An 18083-nucleotide genomic window follows, 5' to 3' on the forward strand; every position below is an offset into this window, starting at 1 on the left:
CCGGCGTGTTGAAGTGTGGGGATGATCCCGCTTGAGGCCGGCCGCTTCTCGCTTGCCGCACCTTTGGGGTGATGAGTATTACTTTACGCAGGTTCTGGGGTTCGGGCAAATCGGGCCCGAATAGTGGCGTGTCGCACTTGCATTCGCCGCGAGAGATCCCCGGTTAGGAGGCGTCGGTGCGCAGCGCGGGACAGCTCCCTCCGGGGGTCGTGGCCAGTTCGAAGTGCCAGGGCTCATTCGCGTAGATCCGGCAGAGACCATACCGATTCCCGTGCTGTTCCACCCAGGCGGCGGCATCCGTGGGACCGATGTCCACGGCCTTACCGCTGACGTGTCGGGAGGACTCTGGGGTTGAGACAAACCTGCGGGCGGCGTTCTCGCTGCCGTAGTCCTTGATCGCCTGCGTGAGCATCCACTCCTGCAGCGCCTCCGAACGCCACCCGCTGTTCACCCCGAGCTCGATCCCCGCCCCTCGCGCATCCTGCGCCGCCAAGCGCACAGCCTTCAGAAGTTCGGGATCCAGATTGGTCAGTGCCGGAAGATCCACGCTCTCGGTCCTCAGTGACTCCCCCAGCCGGATATAGCCGTTGGCCTCGTCCAGGGCAAAGGGCGGCTGGGTGAATCTGGGTTCAACGATTCCCGCCGCAGCCCCTCCGCTCGGATTTGTGGTTCCCCCGGGAAACGAACCCAGTACGGCGATGAAGTAGGCCGCCAGCCCCGCGGGCACCAACAGGACGAGGGTGCCCAGGAGGAGTGCGCGGCGACGCCTGACGTGTCGAGAGGAAGAACCAGGGTGAATCATCATGCGTCGATTCCATCCGGATGCGCGTTGCCACGGCGTATCCGGATTTGCATATGTTTTCGATAGCCCCACTTCCTAGACTGTGTGCATGCGTGTGCTGATAGTTGAGGACGAGCCGTTTCTGGCCGAGGCGATCCAGGATGGTCTCCGCCTGGAAGCCATCGCCGCCGACGTTGCCCTGGACGGTTTCGCGGCGCAGGAGCTCCTGTCCCTCAACACCTACGACGTGGTACTCCTGGATCGGGATATCCCCGGTCCCTCGGGCGACGACATCGCCCGGGAGATTCTGACCGATGGGCTGGGCACCCGCATCCTGATGGTCACCGCCGCCGATCGTCTGGACGACAAGGCGATGGGGTTTGAACTCGGTGCCGACGACTACCTGACCAAGCCCTTCGCCCTCCGCGAGCTGATCATGCGGGTGCGGGCACTTGCCCGGCGCTCCCCCGCGGCCGCACCACCGGTCTTGGAATCGGCCGGACTGCGCGTGGACACGTTCCGCCGCGAGGTTTATCGCGACCAGCGCTATGTGGCGCTCACCCGGAAGCAGTTCGCCGTGCTGGAGGAGCTGATGCGCGCGAACGGCGGAGTACTCAGCGCCGAAACCCTGCTTGAGCGCGCCTGGGATGAGAATGCCGATCCGTTCACCAATTCGGTGCGGATCACCATCTCCTCGCTGCGCAAACGGCTCGGCGAGCCGTGGTTGATTCACACCAGGCCGGGATCGGGGTACTATTTCGCCGCTTCCACACCCGGCGGCACGCGGTGACGCCCCGAGCGCGCGGTCTCTCCGCGCGGGTCAAACTCACCCTCAGCTATACCGGTTTTCTCCTGGTTGCCGGGATCGCCCTGATGCTGTTTGCACAGTACGTGCTGCAGTTTGTGCCCACCACATCCCTGATCCAGACCAATGCGCCCGATGGGAGCACCTTCGCCCCCAACCGTGGCGATCTCCTGCGGGTATTTTGGCCACGAGCATTTGCGGTGCTGGGGTTTCTCACGGTGGTTGGACTGCTGGGCGGCTGGTTTCTGGCCGGAAGAATGCTGGCACCGCTGACCCGAATTACCGCGGTTACCCGGGCCGCCGCCGAGGGGGTCCTGGATCGAAGAATCGAGCTCCCCGGCCGCAGGGACGAGTTCCGCGAGCTCGCCGACACATTCGATTCGATGTTGGATCGGGTCGAGGGCATGCTCGCCGAGCAGCGGCGTTTCGCGGCCAATGCGTCACACGAACTGCGCACTCCGCACGCGGTGATCCGGACGATGCTTGAGGTAGCCGAGGCTGCCCCCGACCGCGTGGACGTCCCGAAACTGGTGGCCCGACTCTCCCACACGAACGATCGCGCCATCGCGCTGACCGAGGCGCTCCTGCTGCTCGCACGTGCGGAGGGCGAGCCGACAACCGATGAGGAGATCGACCTGACCGCCACGGTGCTGGCGGCGATCGCCGAACTGGCTCAGGCATCCGAACACGCCCAGATTCGGGTGGACACCACACTCTCGCCCGCACGGGTTCGCGGTAACCCGGCGCTGGTACATGCGGTGGCCATCAACCTGATTCGAAACGCCCTAATCCACAACACCGCAGGGGACGGATGGGTGCGGATCGTCACCGAAACCCGGGGCGATCTCGGTCTGCTGCGGGTGGAAAACAGCGGGCAGATCCTCGCCCCAGAACTCGTCGCCACGCTGACCGAACCGTTCCAGCGTGGGGCCGCGCGTCGCCACGATCCCGAGGGCGGCGTGGGATTGGGGCTGGCGATCGTCTCCGCGATCCTGCGCACACACGCGGGAACGCTCAGCCTCGCACCCCGGCCCGAGGGTGGACTCGTTGTGATCGCCGGGATTCCCACCTCCGCGCGGTAACTCCGCGGCTGGTGTTCCCGGTGAGTTAGATTCCCAGGATTACCTTGGCCAGGCTGAAGTAGATCAACAGGCCGGTGGCGTCACAGAATGTGGTGATGAACGGGGTCGAGAACACCGCCGGGTCGACCCGAATGGCCTTGGCGATCAGCGGCATCGCGCCGCCCACGGTCGCGGCCATCGCGCAAACGCACAGCAGGGTCGAGCCAATTACCAGACCCGTCGGCACGTCATACACCAGCGAGGCCAGGGTGAAGCCGAGGATTCCGAGCAGGAGTCCCAGCGTGGTACCCACCCGGAATTCGCGCAGCAGCACACGCCCCACGTCCTTCGAGGTCACCTCCCCCATCGCCAGCGCACGGGTGATCGTGGTGGCCGCCTGCGAGCCCGTGTTACCGCCGGTTCCGGTGAGCAGCGGAATGAAGAGCGCCAGCACCACCTTCTGCTCCAGGGTGGCCTCAAAGATACCCAGAACCTGAACCGTCAGTAGCGCCGAGACAGCGAGCACCAGCAGCCATACCACGCGAGCCCGGGCGATCTTAAACGCCGAGGTCGAGAGGTAGGGGCGCCGCAACGGCTCGGCACCGCCGGCGCGGGCGATATCTTCATCCTCGGCGTCGCGCAGAATCTGGTGGGCATCGTCGATGGTGAGGATCCCCACCAGGCGCTTTTCGCTATCCACGATCGGCATGGCCAGCAGGTTCGCCTCGCTACAGCGCCGGGCCACCTGCTCGGCGTCATCACTCACGGTCGCCAGCTCGGGGGTCTGCATCAGCTCGGACACTCGAGCATCCTCGGAGGCCGCCAGAATCTCGCGGAGACTGACCACCCCGACCAGTCGTTTTTCGCCATCGGTGACCGGAATCATATAGATGGTTTCGGCCTCGGTGGCGCGGTGACGTACGATTTCCAGCACCCGTCCCGCGGTGAACTCGGGGTGTGCCCGCACGTACTCCGGGCTCATCCGGCGACCCACCGAGCGGGCCGGATAGCCGAGCATCAGCGTGGTTAGCGCGCGCTCATGCGGGGTCAGGTCCGACAGTAGACGTTTGGCCAACACCGCGGGCACCTCGTCCAGCAGACCCACCCGGTCATCCGGGTCGAGGCCGGCAAACAGGCCGGTCACATCCTCATCACGCAGCGCCCGAACCAGATCGGCCTGGTGCGCGGGCTCAAAACGCTCAAAAACCTCCAGCGCGCGCTCCTTGCTCAGGAGCCGGAACAGGACGGCCGAGCGTTTGAGACTGCAGCGCCACAGGGTCGAGGTCACCTCGGTGGTCGACATCCGGGCGAGTTTCGCCGCCGCGAGGGGAAGATCAGCCTCGGCGAGCGCACCCTCGCGTACCAGATCGATGTCGATACCCTGACCCATGCGTTCTCCTCGATGACGTCACTCGGGCGTGGTACACGCGGCACCACAGTCCCAAATTTTCCCCGGCCGGGCCGCGATTTTGCCGCTGGACCCGCCCCAAAGATAACAGGTTGGGGTGTCCGATTGGGGACGAGTGATCGAACGACTAGGCGCGTTGCTCGGCCGGCGCGATCGAGTTCACATCGACGTAGCGACAGTCCACCAGCGCGGCGGCCGGTTCCAGGTCGGGGTTCTCCAGGCGCTGGATCAGATCCCGTACACCCCGGCGCCCCAGCTCCCGGCTGGGCGACTCGTAGACGGTGAGTTCGGGATCGGCGGCGCTGACGATATCCACCGAGGCCCCCACCACGAGCACCGAAACGGCCTCGGGCACGGGTCGCCCGTGTGCGGCGAGTGCGCTGACGATCCCCGGGGAAGCGTGCTCATTGATCAGGAGCAGCGCGGTCACATCGGGCATCTCGGCGAGAATCCGCGGGACCAGCGCCCGCCCGGCCGAGGAGCTTTCGGCGCAGGAAAAGATTCCCGGGGTGGCTCCGATTGCGCGCATCCGTTCGAGATAGGTATCGCGGGTGCGGGCGACCGGCCCATAGTCGCTGGTACCCGGATCCCCATCGTCATCAAAAACGATGCCGATGCTGCGATGACCCAGCGCCTCGAAGCGGGCGAGCGCATCGATCACCGCGCCCTCGAAGTTCACGTCCACATAACTGATGCCCGAGAGCTCCCGAGTGCGACCGATCAACGTGAAGGGAACGCCGAGTTCGCGCAGACGCACCACGCGCTCATCGTCCAGGTGGACCTCCATCAGGATGACCCCGTCGATCAGGCCATTACTCACCACACGGTCGATGTGTTCGGCTCCGTTATCGCCGGGCCAGAGGATCAGGTTGTAGCCCAGCTCGGAGGCGGCCTCGGCGGCGGCGGTGAAGAACTTCAGGGCGGTCCCGCTCAGGCTGTGATCCTCCATCGGAAACAACAGCGCGATGATCCGAGTGCGCTTACTCGCCAGCGCACGGGCGATCGCATTGGGACGATAGTCCAGGGTGTCCATCGCCTCGCGCACACGTTCCAGGGTGGCCGGGGCGACCGGCTTGGTGTTGTTGATCGCGAACGAAACCGTGGCGAGAGAAACGCCCGCCAGTTTCGCGACGTCGCGCATGGTTGCCATGGGGTTCCTTTGCGAATTGGTGTGTGCAGTCTCTCACACCCCTCGACCGCGACGAGACCGACGCGGCGCACAAATAACAAAACAGTGAACCGGTTAACTTTTTGGTTGACACGGGCTCGGAGTCGTGAGATTGTTGCGTCACCCACGAAATTACACCTCGACACGATCCCCGGACTGCTGCGGATCAAAGCGGTTTACCGAACGGGTCGAAGTCTCTCACCGGCAAAGGAGCCGCATCATGGAGAAAAAACATCGTCTGACCGTCTTAGCGAGCCTCGCCCTGGTTCCCCTCGCCCTGAGTGGATGCAGCGCGGGCGGATCCGGCGGCGGGGCCTCATCCGACGCCGACACCCTCAGCGTGGTCGACTACTACGTCAACGACCCCGACCAGGGACTCGTGGTGGCGGCACTGGATAAGTGCGCGGCCGAGCTCAAGGTGAAGCTGAACCGCACCGGCGTCCCGGGGAAGGATCTGATTCAAAAGGTCCTGCAAATGTCCTCCTCGAAGACGCTGCCCGACGTGCTGATGCTGGATAACCCCGACCTGCAGGAGATTGCGTCCTCGGGTGGGCTCACCCCGCTCAGCCAGTTCAACGTGGACACCTCGGGTTTTGCCCAGGGCATCCTCGACGCGGCCACCTATCAGGGCGAGGTCTACGGGCTCGCCCCGACCGTGAACACCCTGGGTCTGTTTGTGAACAAGGCCATGCTGGATGAGGCGGGCCTGGCAATCCCCACCACCTGGGATGAACTCAAGACCACCGCCCAGGCGCTCTCCTCGGGCGACCGCTACGGACTGGCGTTCTCCTCGATCGCCACCTATGAGGGCAGCTGGCAGTTCCTCCCCTTCCTCTGGACCAACGGAGGATCCGAGGACAAGCTGGACAGCCCGGAGGCCGCCGAGGCACTCCAGCTGCAGGTCGATCTGGTGAACTCCGGGGCCGCGTCCAAGAGTGTGATCAACTGGAGCCAGGCCGATGTGAAGGACCAGTTCATGGCCGGCAAGGCCGCGATGATGATCAACGGACCCTGGCAGATCCCCGCGCTCAACGCCGATCCGAGCCTGACCTGGACCAGCGTGCAGGTGCCGATCAACAAGGCCGGACAGACGCCGACGGCTCCGCTGGGCGGCGAGGTCTGGACCGTCCCGCAGACCGGCAACAAGGAAAAGCAGGCCAAGGCGGCCAAGTTTGTTGAGTGCATCACGAGCGATGACAACCAGCTCTCGCTCGCCGAGTCCCGCTTCACCGTCCCGACCAAGACCGCACTAGCCGCGGAGTATGTGCAGAAGGTGCCGGATATGGCAGCCTTCACCGAGCAGGTCGCCAACGCCCGCTCCCGCACCGGGATCCTCGGGGAGGACTGGCCCAAGGCGGCAACGGTTATGTACACCGGTATCCAGCTCGCGCTCACCGGCAAAGAGAGCGCCAGCGATGCGTTCTCGAAGGCGAAGGCGGGATAGTTCGATGACGCTCCAGGTTCCCGCTTCCGGGACCGCCGGTCCGGCATCCGAGACACGGCGGCGCCCCCGCCCCCTCGGTGCCGGGCCCGGCTCCCCGGAAATCCCCGCGGCACCCCCGCGACGTCGCCGACGCCCCGAACGTTTTACCCGCCTGCTGTTTGTGGCCCCGGCTGCGCTCTACATCCTGGCGTTTTTCGGCTACCCCATCGTGAAAAACCTCACGATGAGCTTGCAGGAATACACCACCAAAACCTTCTTCACCGGCGAGGCCCCCTGGGTGGGATTCGCCAACTACGTGTCGGTCTTCACCAGCAGCCTGTTTACCCCGGCGCTGTGGAACACCGCGCTGTTCACCATCGGATCGATCGCCGGCCAGTTTGTGATCGGGTTGGCCCTGGCGGTGTTTTTCCGGCGTCGGTTCCCGCTCAACGGCTTCCTGCGCTCGATGCTACTGCTGCCCTGGCTGCTGCCGATGATCGTTTCGAGTGCCACCTGGCGTTCGATTCTCGATCAGGACAGCGGCATCCTCAACCGTTTCCTCGGATCGATCGGGCTGACCGATGCGCCGATCGGGTGGCTCACCGATCCCAGTGTCGCGCTAATCGCGGTCATCATGGTCAATATCTGGGTGGGCATCCCGTTCAACGTGGCACTGCTCTATGGCGGGCTGCAGGATATCCCCGAGGAGCTCTACGAGGCAGGCGCGCTGGATGGTGCCACCGGATGGAAGGCATTCTGGCACATCACCGTGCCTAACCTGCGTCCGGTCATCAGCGTGGTGCTGGTCCTCGGGGTGGTCTACACGCTCAAGGTGCTGGACGTGATCCTCGGACTCACCAATGGCGGACCGGCCAACGCCACCCAGACCCTCGCCGTGCGCTCCTATCAGGAGTCGTTTGTGAACTTCGAATTCGGGATCGGCTCGGCCTGGAGCAACATCCTGATCCTCGTTTCGCTGATTTTTGCCGTGATCTACCTGCGTGCGAACCGGCGCGCGGTGGATGAATAGGAGTCGTCATGACCACGCTGAATCTCCCCACTGCCGCCTCCCGGCGGGCCCGCCGGGGACGCCTCTCGCGCGGAACCTCCACCGCGCTGGGCATCCTCTTTCTGGCCATCATGCTGTTTCCGATCTACTGGATGGTCAACGCCTCCCTCCAGCCCTCGGGGAACACCCTCACCGCCGGCATCTTCCCGTTCGCCCCCGATTTCTCGGGATATGAGCGGGCGATCGCCGATCAGGGACACAACCTCCTGACCAGCCTCATCATCTCGATCGGGACAGTGGTGCTTACGCTGCTAATCGCAGCGCCCGCCGCCTATGCGCTGGCCCAGTTCCGGTTCCGCTGGATCAACGTGGCCCTGCTGGTGATCATCATCGCGCAGATGGTGCCGGGTGTGGTGATCGCCAACGCGCTCTACAGCGCCTATAACGACCTGGGACTGCTCAACTCGATTGCCGGGCTGATCCTGGCCGATGCGAGCCTGGCCATTCCGTTTGCCATTCTGATCCTGCGTACCTCGATGATGGGCATCCCGCCCGCCATCGTGGAGGCCGCCCGGATCGATGGGGCCGGGCTCATCCGGGCATTCGTCTCCGTCGTGGTGCCGGTCAGTCGCAACGCCCTGATCACCGCCGCGCTGTTTGGATTCCTGTTCTCCTGGAGCGACTTCCTCTTTGCGCTGACCCTGACCACCACCGAGGATGTGCGCCCGGTCACCCTGGGCATCTACCAGTACCTGGGCACCCAGGTATCGAACTGGTCGGCCGTGATGGCGACCGCCGTACTGTCCTCCATTCCCGCCATCATCCTGCTGGTGTTGGCCCAGAAGTTCATCGCCGCCGGGGCCACCGGTGGCGCCGTCAAGTAACCATCCACCATTTCATCGTCGAAAAGGAACACCATGACTCAGTCCACTTCCCCACTGCGCGTCCTCGTCTGGGGCGAAAACCGGCACGAGCAGATCGAGCCCAAGGTTGCCGAGATCTATCCCGAGGGCATGCACAATACGATCCGCGCCGGGATCGAGGAACACCTGGGTGCCGAGGCGCGCGTGCACACCACCACCCTGGATGAGCCCGAGCACGGACTCACCGAGGAGGTCCTCGCGGACACCGACGTGCTGGTGTGGTGGGGTCACGCCGCCCACGCCGAGGTTGCCGATGAGGTTGTCGAACGCGTGCACCAGCACGTCCTCGCCGGCATGGGCCTCGTTGTCCTGCACTCGGGCCACTGGTCCAAGATCTTCCAGAAGCTGATGGGCACCACCTGCACCCTGCGCTGGCGGAGCGAGGAGGATCGCGAGCTGGTCTGGACCGTGGACCCGACCCACCCGATCGCGCAGGGGGTACCGCACCCGTTCATCATCCCGCAGCAGGAAATGTACGGAGAGTTCTTTGATATCCCGGCCCCCGACGAACTGATCTTCCTCAGCACATTCTCCGGCGGGGAGGTCTTCCGCAGCGGCTGCACCTGGCGTCGCGGCCACGGCAAGATCTTCTTCTTTAGCCCCGGGGACCAGGACTACCCGGTCTACCACCACGAACATGTGCGCCGCGTCATCGCCAACGGCGTGAGCTGGGCACACTCGGTGCGCCCGACCCGCGAGGTCCCGACCCTGCTGCGCTACGAAACCGAGGACTTCTATAACGGTCGCGACTACCGCGGGGCGCTGGTTCGATGACCCACGCCCTGCTTGCCGGGACCGGCGCGCCCGTGCGCATCATCCTGGTGGGGGCCGGGGCGATGGGACAGCAGTGGCTGCGCGCGCTGATCGCCTCCCCCGATGCCGAGATCGTCGGACTGGTCGATCTCAACCTCGATGCGGCCCGGGCCGCGCTGGCCGCCACCGGCCTCGTCGATCTGCCCGTGGGCACCTCCGTATCGGCGCTCGCCGCGGAAACCGGCGCGCAGGCCGTGGTCAACGTGACCGTGCCGGTCGCCCACCACGCGGTGAGCACCGAGGCGCTGTTTGCCGGGCTGCCGGTGCTGTGTGAAAAACCCATCGCCCCCACCGTGGCCACCGCGCTCTCGCTCGCGGCCTCGGCCGAGGCGAGCGGGCAGCTGCTGATGACCAGTCAGTCGCGCCGCTACTATCGGGCCCTCGCCGCGCTGCGCGCACGCGTGGGTGAGCTGGGAACCGTGGGCACCGTAAGCTGCGAGTTTGCCAAGGCCCCGCGCTTTGGCGGATTCCGCGACGAGATGGATCATGTGCTGCTGGTGGACATGGCGATCCACCAGTTCGACGCGGTGCGCTACCTCCTGAACCTGGATCCGGTGGCCGTCTACTGCGAGGAGTACAACCCCGCGTGGAGCTGGTACGCCGGGGATGCCAATGCCGCCGCCGTGTTTGAATTCGAGGGCGGCACCCGGTTTGTGTACTCGGGCAGCTGGTGCACGCCGGGGGCCGAAACCTCCTGGAACGGCAGCTGGCGCATCGGCGGGGAACACGGCACCGCGCTGTGGGACGGGGAATCCGCGCCGAGTGCCGAGCTCCCCGGGCAGGCGCTCGCCGCGCTACCCGCATCGCTCACCGACTCCTCGATCCCCTTTCCGGAGGAGATCAACGGGTCCCTCGCCGAGTTCATCGCCGCCCTGCGCACCGGGGACGTGCCCGACACCGAGGTGCATGCCAACATCCACTCGCTGGCCATGGTCGAGGCCGCGGTACTCAGCGCGACCCGGGGATCGCGCGTGCTCCTTGCCGACGTGTTGGCCGAGGCTCGGGATGCGGCGATTGCCGCCGAAACCCGCTCGGACGTCCGCGACATCCTGACCCGCGGATAACCCGGACACACAGCAGCGCGGCACCGGATCACTCCGGTGCCGCGCTGTTTTGTGATTTAGGCGGTGAAGATTCCCGCCAGGGTCTTCTTGCCGCGACGCAGTACCGCGACGCCACCGGGCAGCAGATCGGTCAGGACCGCCGCCTCATCGGTAACCTTCACGCCGTTGAGCGAGACGCCGCCCTGGCCGATCGAGCGACGGGCATCACCCAGGCTCGAGCACAGCTCAGTCGAGACCAGGAGCTGGGCCACCGAGGTGCCGGTTTCGGCGGTGATGTTGGGCAGCTCGCGCAGCGCGGTCGCCAGGGTCGCCGGATCCACCTCGGCCAGGTTGCCCTGTCCAAACAGCGCCTCGGAGGCGGCAATGGCGGCGTTCGCGGCCTCGGCACCGTGCACCAGGGTCACGGTTTCCAGGGCCAGACGCTTCTGCGCCGCACGGCGGAAGGGCTCATCCGCCACGAGCTTGGCGAAGTCCTCGATCTCGGCGCGGGAGAGGAAGGTGAAGACCTTCAGGCGGTCGACCACGTCGGCATCATCCGTGTTCAGCCAGAACTGGTACATCGCGTACGGGCTGCACAGCTCGGCGTCCAGCCAGATCGCGTTACCCTCGCTCTTGCCGAACTTGGTGCCGTCGCTGTTGGTGATCAGCGGGGTGCCGATCGCGTGCACGTTGGCCTGCTCGGAACGACGAATCAGGTCAACGCCACCGATCAGGTTGCCCCACTGGTCGCTGCCGCCGGTCTGCAGCACGCAGTTGTACGTGTTGTACAGCTCGCGGTAGTCGAGAGCCTGCAGAATCTGGTAGCTGAACTCGGTGTAGGAGATGCCCGCATCGGAGTTCAGGCGTGCACTCACCGCATCCTTCTTCAGCATGGTGCCCACGCGGAAGTGCTTACCGATGTCGCGCAGGAACTCGATCGCGCTGAGCGGCGAGGTCCAGTCGAGGTTGTTCACCAGGCGCATGCCGTTCTCGCCCTCGGTGTCGAGGTGGGTCGACACCTGAGCCTGAAGGCGCGTGACCCAGGCGGCCACGGTCTCCGGGGTGTTCAGGGTGCGCTCGGCGGTGGGACGCGGGTCACCGATCAGACCGGTGGATCCACCCACGAGACCCAGCGGGCGGTGCCCACCCAGCTGCAGACGACGCATGAACAGCAGCTGCACAAAGTTACCCAGGTGCAGGCTGGGAGCGGTCGGGTCAAATCCGCAATAATACGTGATCGGTTCGCCGTCGATGAGCTTCTTGAGCTCCTCGGCATCGGTCGAGACGTGGATCAGGCCACGCCACACCAGCTCGTCCCAGAGCGAGTCAAAGGACGAGTCATTACTCTGCTTGGCAAAATTGGGATTAGACACGCTCCCCAGAATAGCAGCGGAATGGCGGGGATTTGTCCGGGAGATCCACGCCGGAATCCGCGCACCGAATCCCCCGTCGCGATAGTGTGATTTTGCCCGCGGCTCGCCCGCACCCTCATCTCAGGAGCACCGTGTCCACACCCCCGATCCCCTCCCTGGAGGACCTCCCACTCGACGTGCTGGCCGCCCCGGCCACCCCCGAGGAGATTCGCGCGCTCAAAAACCGGGTGCGCGGGGATAGTCGCTGGACCCAGGCCATCCCTACGTGGGGTGAATATGGATCCTCGGTGATCATCATGCTCCTGGTGGGCGCGATCGGAGTGTTCCTCGCCTATCTGATGATCAGCGGTGGATCCACGGCGATTGCCCCGTGGTTTCTGATCGGATTCTGTCTCTTGCAACTGGTGGCCCTGCCCTACTGGGTGCAGAAAAACCGGCCACGCTGGAAGGACTGGGCGCGAATGGTGCGTTTTGCCGACGCGACCGGGCTCCAGTTTGCGCCGCTCCCACTTAAAACGATGGAACAGACCGCCATCCTCGGGCCCAGCGCGCGCGACTACAACGGGTTCACCTCCCGCGGCGGCCTGCGGCTGGCCCAGCGGGCCGACAACATGTCCAGCAAGCGGATCAAGCGCGAGCTGATCGATCGTCCCGGTGAATATGCCTACCTGCGCATCCCGCTGGGCGTGCAGATGCCCCATATCGTGCTGGACTCCCGCCACAACGACGGGGTCGCCGGCTGGCGCTCGCGCCGCACCCGGCTGCGCCTGGCCGATGACCAGCGGATCGAGTTGGAGGGCGACTTCCCGCGCGCATTCGGCGTCTACGCCCCCGAGGTGTTGCAGCGAGACGCCCTCTACTTCCTGACCCCGGACTTCATGGAAACCCTGGCGCTCTACGCCACCGAGTTTGACCTGGAGTTCTCGGGTTCCGACCTGATCCTGGTGAGCACCCGTCCGATGGACACGGGTGACCCGAACGTGTGGCTACGCTTTTTCACCGCCGCCGACGCGGTCCTCTCTCATCTGCGTCCCACCGCCACCGCGTATCGCCGCGGGACCCCGCTGGACCCGATGGCTCCGCCGTCGCGACTGAAGTGGGGCTTCCCGATCGGGACCGCCCTGCTGATCTCGGGCTTTATCGCCTGGCGGATCATCCTGGCGTAGGTGCTTCGGCGCTACGCGTTCAGAGCCTCGGCAGCGGGTCGCTCGGAATCATCGAGGAGCTGATAGATCCGGGCACGTGAAATCCCCAACACAGTCGCCGAATCTATCGCGCTGAGTCCGTATGCGTCACGGAGCGCTCGCGCGGCCGCACGTCGATCACGAGCAGCCTGTTGCGCAGACTCGAGCGCAACCCGATCAAGTTCGGCCGCATCGGCTAGCCGCCGGGCAACGTCCGCTGGCTTCTCGATGGTCACGCTGATGTCGAACGAGTCCTCCTCACGGTTGTGCGCGCCCGCGACAAGCGAGCGCCCCATCTTCTCAACCTCGGACAGTGTGCGGGCCTGGGTGCGATAGTCAATCGCGGGCACATCGATGATCCACCATCTGCCCTCTCGCGAGACAACCAACTCAAAACTGTTTCGTTTCATGAGCACGCTCACTTCCACTCGTCCGGAACAAACCCAACTACCTGCTCCACGTCTTTTCGCTTGGCATCCTTCATCAGGGTAGTCTAGATGGGGGTTTACAGCAAGTGTCAAGGGGGGCATACACAACCATCACCAAGGCTCGGGAAGTTCCCGGCTAGAATGGGTCAAATGGTCACGAGACGAGAAGCAGCACAGCGCCTGGACATCCCCCTGGAGATGGCGGTGCGGCACGGACTGCCGCCCCAGCTCACCGAGGCGGCCGTGGTCGAGCTCGATACGACTCCCCCGGCCTGGCTCGCGCAGTCGCGGGCAAACCGCACCGGCAAGCGTCCGGTGTGGTCTGATCTGGTGTGCGCGGTCTGCGGGTTCACCGAGCGGGCGCGTCCCAAGAAGTGGTGGCCCGAGTTCACCTATGTGGTGTGCGATGACCACGAGATCGAGGAGTGGCCCAAGGCCGCTTCCGGGGCGATCCGCGCCGAGGTCTTCGGTGTCGGTGGACGGTTCGTGGGCCTGGTCGACGACGTCGCCTAGCGGCTACGCTGGTCCGTCTGGCGGCCGCGCCGATCCATCACGATCAGCCCGATCACCGCAATCGCGGCGAAACCGGCGGGGATCACAAAGACCATCGGCAGACCCAGCGCGGCGACGCCGAAACCACCGGTGAGGCCGCCGAGCGCGGAGCTCAGCGCGGTTGAGCTGAGGAAGATCGCCGAGGCCGTGGCCACGGCGGTGGGCAGCAGGCGCTGCGCCACAAGGATTCCCAGGCCGGCGAAGATGCCCCAGACGATACCCATCAGGACCTGTCCGGCAAACAGCGCCGGAACGGTGCCGATCAGCGCAAAGCAGAGGTTCGCGGCCACACCCATCGCCGCACCGATCGCCATCAACCGAACCGCCCCGAAGCGACGGCCCAGCATCACTGCGACCGGAATCAACGGCAGCTCGACCAGCGGCTGGATTCCGATGACCGCCCCGACCAGCGCCGGGGAGAGCTGCATCTGCTCGTTCATATAGATCGGTAGATAGGCGTACTTGACCGACTCCCCCGCGTAGACGCAGATGTACAGGGCGGTGAAGAACAGCAGCGGCAGCATCGCGCGAAGGCCCGGACCCGGGCGACGCTCGGCTTCGGCAGATGCGGCCTCGGCACCGCCGGCTGCCGCGGCCGTCGCGGTACCCTCGGGAAGCGCGGCCTCGGTGGACGCCCCACCCAGCGCAATCGGCCCGGTTTCCGGTGCGACGACATCGTTCTGGGGCGCGGTACGGGGACGTCCATCGCGGATACCGCCGAGTGGGAGGATCTGCGCCAGGGTCGCGATGGCAACCACCACCAGCATGGCGCGGTATCCGGCGGACGCCGCCAAGAACGATCCGATCACCGGGCCAATGACCCAGCCGGCGGTCAGCGCGGTCCGCACGATCGCCACCACACCGTCATTCAACGGAGAGGGACGCCGAGCCAGCTCATCGTGCAGCGCCGCAAACAGCTGCGAGGTGGACGCCCCGGCAAACCCCAGCACCACCGCGCTGATCACAAACGGCATCCACAGCTGAGTGGAAAAGGCGATGCCCATCCAACCGAGGAATCCCGCGGCCGCACAGATCCGGAACAGCCCCAGCCGCGCGCCCGTGCGATCCGAGCGCGCCCCCACCAGATAACCGGCGACCGGGGCGGCCAGGTTCGTGAGATAGTACAGGCCGGCAACCGGAAGCGTGGCGTGCAACTCGGTCACCAGGAAAGAGGCGATCAACGGTGCCGCGGCAGAGATCCCGACACCGGACAGAAACAGGGCCAGTGTGGCCGCTCGATAGAGCGGGTGCCGCAGTGTCAGGCGAATCGAGGATTCACGGTTAGTCGATGTTTGAATGCTCACTTCGCACCCCGCATATTCGATTTTGGCATGCGTTAAACATACATTCCATATGCACGTTTGAAAACATTAATATTTCGAAGACGCAAGATCGGTCTCATCGATAGAGGCGCGGTATCACCGCCAATAGGACCCCCGCTCCGAAAATGATCCCGCCAACATAGCCGTAAACCCAGAGAGATTCCGTCCCGAGCTGGCCCGTCCCCAAAGCCAGACCGGCACCACCGGCCGCAATGCCTAGTGTCTGCCCCAGCTGCCTACTCGCCGATGCCGCGGCCCCGGATACACCGGCTTGCTCCGCGCTGACCTGCGAGACGACTAGGAAATTCACCGGTGTATTTGCGGCCCCAAAGCCAAATCCCATCACGCACAGGGCGAGCATCAACAGCACAACGCCCAACGCGGGATTACCATCGTGCTCGAAAAAAACGCATCCAAAAACTGCGATCCCCAGACCAAGCAGAACTGACCCCGCTGCCACACGAATAGCCCTCACAACCTGTTCAGGACGCACCGCACCACCTGACCATCGGCCACCCACGATAGTAGCCAGCGCCAGCGGGAGGGTTATCGTGCCCGCGATAGCCGGATCGAAGCGAAACCTGTCCTGCAGCAGAAAGGCCAACACAAATAGGGTGGTACCCAGTGCCAGATAATTGACGAACGCGATAACAAGCGACACCGAAAACGCTCGCTTGGTGAATACCCGGGGTGGAACGATGGGATGTGTGGAGCGACCGTTAACCCCCCACCACGCTAGTGCAGCGGCCACCGCGAGAAGCCCAACCGGAAGCAGAACAAGTACACCTTCGCCCGTCAGCAGGATAAAGAATCCGATAATGGCACACATCATCGTGCCGAGCAAGAGGTGGAGGGGCAGTGAAATCTGCTGCGTTGCGGTCCCCGGCAGGGACGGCAGGAATGCCACGGAGAGCAGGATATACAGCATGCCAATCAGGGTCATCCCGATAAAAAAGCTGCGCCAACCCCAGATACTGGTCAGAACCCCGCCGAAGACCGGCCCAAGTGCCATTCCTGCTCCCACGGCGACTGCCCACACGGACATCAACCTCGCCAACTCGCGGGCCGAGTCCGAGACTTCCCGAAGTACGGAAAGCCCCACCGGAACAAAAACCGCAGCCCCGGCGGCCGCGAGCACCCGGCTCAAAACGAGAATGTCGGAGCTTGAAGCCATCGCTCCGAGTGCGGAGCCACACACATAGAGAACAATTCCCACAAACAGAACGCGCCGTTTAGCGTACCGATCCGCCAGGGCACCGCCCAGCATCGTCAAACTGGCCAGCACGAGCGCATAGGATGCTGCGACCCACTGCAGCTGCGCAGTACCGAGCAGCAGTTCGATTCTTATCTGTGGCAGAGCGAGGGCGAGCGCCGTGTTGTTGAGGTTTACCGAAAAGGTGCCGAGCACACAGGTAAAGATCAGACCACGGCGGTACGTCATTGCGCTCTGACGAATCCCTGAGGTGCGGGGACAGTTCGTTCAATTTCACCGGCGATGCGCGCCATATCTTCGCGGTAGCGCCCGAGTCCGGCACCGGCGTGCAGGGTTTCGAAAACCTGGTCCTTGTTTGTCAATGGCAGGTAGCCGTGCTTGTGCATTTCGTGAATGGTATCGGCCACCAAATCCTCATTCGTTGCCAACGACATCCCATTCTCGGGATCAAACCTAAATGGGGTGTCTTCCAAGCCTGCACGAATGATATCCACGGGCGCGTTGGGCTGGCATGCATATCCAACGATCCGCTGGAGCGGTCCGACCACTTTCCCCGAGTCCTCGCCCACATCCATCGGAACGCAGACTTCGGCAAGCCGTTGTGGGATGACTGCCGCGCCTACGGAGATGGATACCCTCAGTTTATTGTTGTTCGGGCCAACCTCTTCCAGACTCTTCGCAAGCATGACGACGTCGAGAAACTCGTCGAACGTCTTCGGAAATGGCAAATCGGGAGAAAACCCAAACAATAAGGTGACGTTGAGTTGCCCTGAACTCCCCAACCCGGTCTTCGGGTCTAAAATCGAAAACCTTGTAGCGGCATAACTCCGATCACGCTGAACCCATTCGATTTCATGAGGAAGATAAAGGTGGTTTCGGGCCCGAATGCTCTCTCTCAGAGTCGCTAGCTGCGTTGCGGCCGAGGTACTCCCATAGCTGGAACCGTGCGTCGTAGAAAACACTTCGATGGTTGCCGGCTGCACTCGCATTGATGGAACATATGCGCGCACAACCTCGGAAAAGGATGGAGATGAAACAAAGTCTCGAGTAAGACGTCCATTTTGTCGCTCCAGATCCATGACAATTTGAAGCTCCACCGCGGCCTGTGTAGTTACGAAGTGCGCCTCCTAGATGAAGTGGTAGTGCCGACTGACTTACGCGTTCCCACTCCCCTTGCGTCCGAATCGACTCCTTGACCTCTTCGCCATTTCGGCTCGCCCCAAAGCTAATCGCCACCGAGTTGTCGTACTCCTGTAACGCCGTGCTGACGTGTTGATAAATGCGATTGTCAGTGGATTGTTCGTTTGTGCGGGGATTTCTTGCATGGAAATGCCAGTATCGCGCACCCAGGTCCGACAGGGCCTTGGCTTCTTCCACGACATCGGTCAGCCGATGCTTGATTGTGGCGCCAGAAGCAGCAGCGTCAAGGAGAGGTGAGCGGGTTCGACGGTGGTTTCGTGGAGTGAATTTAGCCCCCGTGACCGCAGTGCCTACGATCATGTGTTTCATGTTGACTCCAGTTTCTAGTGGATGCAACGATCGCCCGAACCGCAGTGCCTTTCGACGTCACACCCTTC

At 64.0% G+C, this 18083-nt stretch carries 17 protein-coding genes and 1 pseudogene; 9 read left to right on the top strand and 9 right to left on the bottom strand.

Going from position 1 to position 18083, the window contains the following annotated elements:
- Positions 1 to 163: 163 nt before the first annotated feature.
- The gene (locus M2390_RS08860; protein WP_259178078.1) at positions 164 to 805 is read right to left on the bottom strand and encodes a M15 family metallopeptidase; all 642 of its coding nucleotides are present in this window, start codon (positions 803 to 805) and stop codon (positions 164 to 166) included.
- Positions 806 to 890: 85 nt separating this feature from the next.
- Here M2390_RS08860 and M2390_RS08865 point away from each other — a divergent pair, with 85 nt between their 5' ends.
- The gene (locus M2390_RS08865) at positions 891 to 1571 is read left to right on the top strand and encodes a response regulator transcription factor (protein ID WP_259178079.1); all 681 of its coding nucleotides are present in this window, start codon (positions 891 to 893) and stop codon (positions 1569 to 1571) included.
- Entirely contained in the window at positions 1502 to 2668 is a 1167-nt protein-coding gene (locus tag M2390_RS08870; protein WP_259178080.1) for a HAMP domain-containing sensor histidine kinase, read from the top strand. The genes M2390_RS08865 and M2390_RS08870 overlap by 70 nt, the downstream gene beginning before the upstream one ends.
- A 25-nt stretch (positions 2669 to 2693) precedes the next feature.
- Here the strand turns inward: M2390_RS08870 and mgtE are convergent, their stop codons facing one another.
- Both mgtE and M2390_RS08880 read right to left on the bottom strand, forming a co-directional pair.
- Positions 2694 to 4037: a magnesium transporter gene (gene mgtE / locus M2390_RS08875; protein WP_259178081.1), complete on the bottom strand. Its 1344-nt coding sequence runs from the start codon at positions 4035 to 4037 to the stop codon at positions 2694 to 2696.
- Positions 4038 to 4182: 145 nt separating this feature from the next.
- On the bottom strand, positions 4183 to 5205 hold the full coding sequence (locus tag M2390_RS08880) for a LacI family DNA-binding transcriptional regulator (protein ID WP_259178082.1): 1023 nt from the start codon (positions 5203 to 5205) through the stop codon (positions 4183 to 4185).
- Positions 5206 to 5443: 238 nt separating this feature from the next.
- On the opposite strand from M2390_RS08880, the gene M2390_RS08885 reads away from it, so the two are divergent.
- From M2390_RS08885 to M2390_RS08905, 5 genes are read left to right on the top strand one after another with little or no spacing between them, the layout of a single operon-like run.
- Positions 5444 to 6667, top strand: a complete 1224-nt coding sequence (locus tag M2390_RS08885; RefSeq protein ID WP_259178083.1) for an extracellular solute-binding protein — start codon at positions 5444 to 5446, stop codon at positions 6665 to 6667.
- Between the two features lie 4 nt (positions 6668 to 6671).
- Positions 6672 to 7676 (top strand): carbohydrate ABC transporter permease, encoded by a 1005-nt coding sequence (locus tag M2390_RS08890; RefSeq protein WP_259178084.1) that lies wholly within the window; start codon positions 6672 to 6674, stop codon positions 7674 to 7676.
- An 8-nt stretch (positions 7677 to 7684) separates the two neighbouring features.
- Entirely contained in the window at positions 7685 to 8539 is an 855-nt protein-coding gene (locus M2390_RS08895; protein ID WP_259178085.1) for a carbohydrate ABC transporter permease, read from the top strand.
- 33 nt (positions 8540 to 8572) lie between these two features.
- The gene (locus tag M2390_RS08900; RefSeq protein WP_121689104.1) at positions 8573 to 9352 is read left to right on the top strand and encodes a ThuA domain-containing protein; all 780 of its coding nucleotides are present in this window, start codon (positions 8573 to 8575) and stop codon (positions 9350 to 9352) included.
- A complete protein-coding gene (locus tag M2390_RS08905) occupies positions 9349 to 10455 on the top strand; it encodes a Gfo/Idh/MocA family protein (RefSeq protein WP_259178086.1) in 1107 nt (368 codons plus the stop codon). The genes M2390_RS08900 and M2390_RS08905 overlap by 4 nt, the downstream gene beginning before the upstream one ends.
- 56 nt (positions 10456 to 10511) lie before the next feature.
- On the opposite strand, the gene tyrS is transcribed toward M2390_RS08905, so the two are convergent.
- Positions 10512 to 11807: a tyrosine--tRNA ligase gene (tyrS, locus tag M2390_RS08910; protein ID WP_259178087.1), complete on the bottom strand. Its 1296-nt coding sequence runs from the start codon at positions 11805 to 11807 to the stop codon at positions 10512 to 10514.
- A gap of 131 nt (positions 11808 to 11938) precedes the next feature.
- Between tyrS and M2390_RS08915 the strand changes: the two genes are divergently transcribed.
- A complete protein-coding gene (locus tag M2390_RS08915; RefSeq protein WP_259178088.1) occupies positions 11939 to 12973 on the top strand; it encodes a DUF3137 domain-containing protein in 1035 nt (344 codons plus the stop codon).
- An 11-nt stretch (positions 12974 to 12984) separates the two neighbouring features.
- Here M2390_RS08915 and M2390_RS08920 read toward each other — a convergent pair whose 3' ends face one another.
- Positions 12985 to 13401, bottom strand: a complete 417-nt coding sequence (locus M2390_RS08920; RefSeq protein ID WP_259178089.1) for a hypothetical protein — start codon at positions 13399 to 13401, stop codon at positions 12985 to 12987.
- 168 nt (positions 13402 to 13569) lie between these two features.
- Between M2390_RS08920 and M2390_RS08925 the strand changes: the two genes are divergently transcribed.
- Positions 13570 to 13932, top strand: a complete 363-nt coding sequence (locus M2390_RS08925) for a hypothetical protein (RefSeq protein WP_259178090.1) — start codon at positions 13570 to 13572, stop codon at positions 13930 to 13932.
- On the opposite strand, the gene M2390_RS08930 is transcribed toward M2390_RS08925, so the two are convergent.
- The 4 genes and pseudogenes from M2390_RS08930 to M2390_RS16195 all read right to left on the bottom strand — a co-directional run.
- Complete coding sequence (locus M2390_RS08930) at positions 13929 to 15275, bottom strand: MFS transporter (RefSeq protein WP_259178091.1); 1347 nt, start codon at positions 15273 to 15275, stop codon at positions 13929 to 13931. The two genes, M2390_RS08925 and M2390_RS08930, sit on opposite strands and share 4 nt — an antisense overlap.
- A gap of 94 nt (positions 15276 to 15369) precedes the next feature.
- Complete coding sequence (locus tag M2390_RS08935) at positions 15370 to 16734, bottom strand: MFS transporter (RefSeq protein WP_259178092.1); 1365 nt, start codon at positions 16732 to 16734, stop codon at positions 15370 to 15372.
- A complete protein-coding gene (locus M2390_RS08940) occupies positions 16731 to 17603 on the bottom strand; it encodes a hypothetical protein (protein ID WP_259178093.1) in 873 nt (290 codons plus the stop codon). Before M2390_RS08940 ends, M2390_RS08935 begins: the two co-directional genes overlap by 4 nt.
- A gap of 124 nt (positions 17604 to 17727) precedes the next feature.
- Positions 17728 to 18015 (bottom strand): annotated as a pseudogene (locus tag M2390_RS16195) (3-keto-5-aminohexanoate cleavage protein); the annotation flags it as partial.
- Positions 18016 to 18083: the final 68 nt, after the last annotated feature.

The sequence above is a fragment of the Mycetocola sp. BIGb0189 genome, assembly GCF_024810155.1.
GTDB classification, from domain to species: domain Bacteria; phylum Actinomycetota; class Actinomycetes; order Actinomycetales; family Microbacteriaceae; genus Mycetocola; species Mycetocola lacteus.

Bases quoted from the DNA above. Each gene is read 5' to 3' on its own strand.
- M2390_RS08880 (WP_259178082.1), bottom strand. From the start codon at position 5,205: ATGGCAACCATGCGCGACGTCGCGAAACTGGCGGGCGTTTCTCTCGCC.
- M2390_RS08895 (WP_259178085.1), top strand. From the start codon at position 7,685: ATGACCACGCTGAATCTCCCCACTGCCGCCTCCCGGCGGGCCCGCCGG.
- mgtE (WP_259178081.1), bottom strand. From the start codon at position 4,037: ATGGGTCAGGGTATCGACATCGATCTGGTACGCGAGGGTGCGCTCGCC.
- M2390_RS08890 (WP_259178084.1), top strand. From the start codon at position 6,672: ATGACGCTCCAGGTTCCCGCTTCCGGGACCGCCGGTCCGGCATCCGAG.
- M2390_RS08900 (WP_121689104.1), top strand. From the start codon at position 8,573: ATGACTCAGTCCACTTCCCCACTGCGCGTCCTCGTCTGGGGCGAAAAC.
- M2390_RS08905 (WP_259178086.1), top strand. From the start codon at position 9,349: ATGACCCACGCCCTGCTTGCCGGGACCGGCGCGCCCGTGCGCATCATC.
- M2390_RS08935 (WP_259178092.1), bottom strand. From the start codon at position 16,734: ATGACGTACCGCCGTGGTCTGATCTTTACCTGTGTGCTCGGCACCTTT.
- M2390_RS08920 (WP_259178089.1), bottom strand. From the start codon at position 13,401: ATGAAACGAAACAGTTTTGAGTTGGTTGTCTCGCGAGAGGGCAGATGG.
- M2390_RS08885 (WP_259178083.1), top strand. From the start codon at position 5,444: ATGGAGAAAAAACATCGTCTGACCGTCTTAGCGAGCCTCGCCCTGGTT.
- M2390_RS08860 (WP_259178078.1), bottom strand. From the start codon at position 805: ATGATGATTCACCCTGGTTCTTCCTCTCGACACGTCAGGCGTCGCCGC.
- M2390_RS08925 (WP_259178090.1), top strand. From the start codon at position 13,570: ATGGTCACGAGACGAGAAGCAGCACAGCGCCTGGACATCCCCCTGGAG.
- M2390_RS08865 (WP_259178079.1), top strand. From the start codon at position 891: ATGCGTGTGCTGATAGTTGAGGACGAGCCGTTTCTGGCCGAGGCGATC.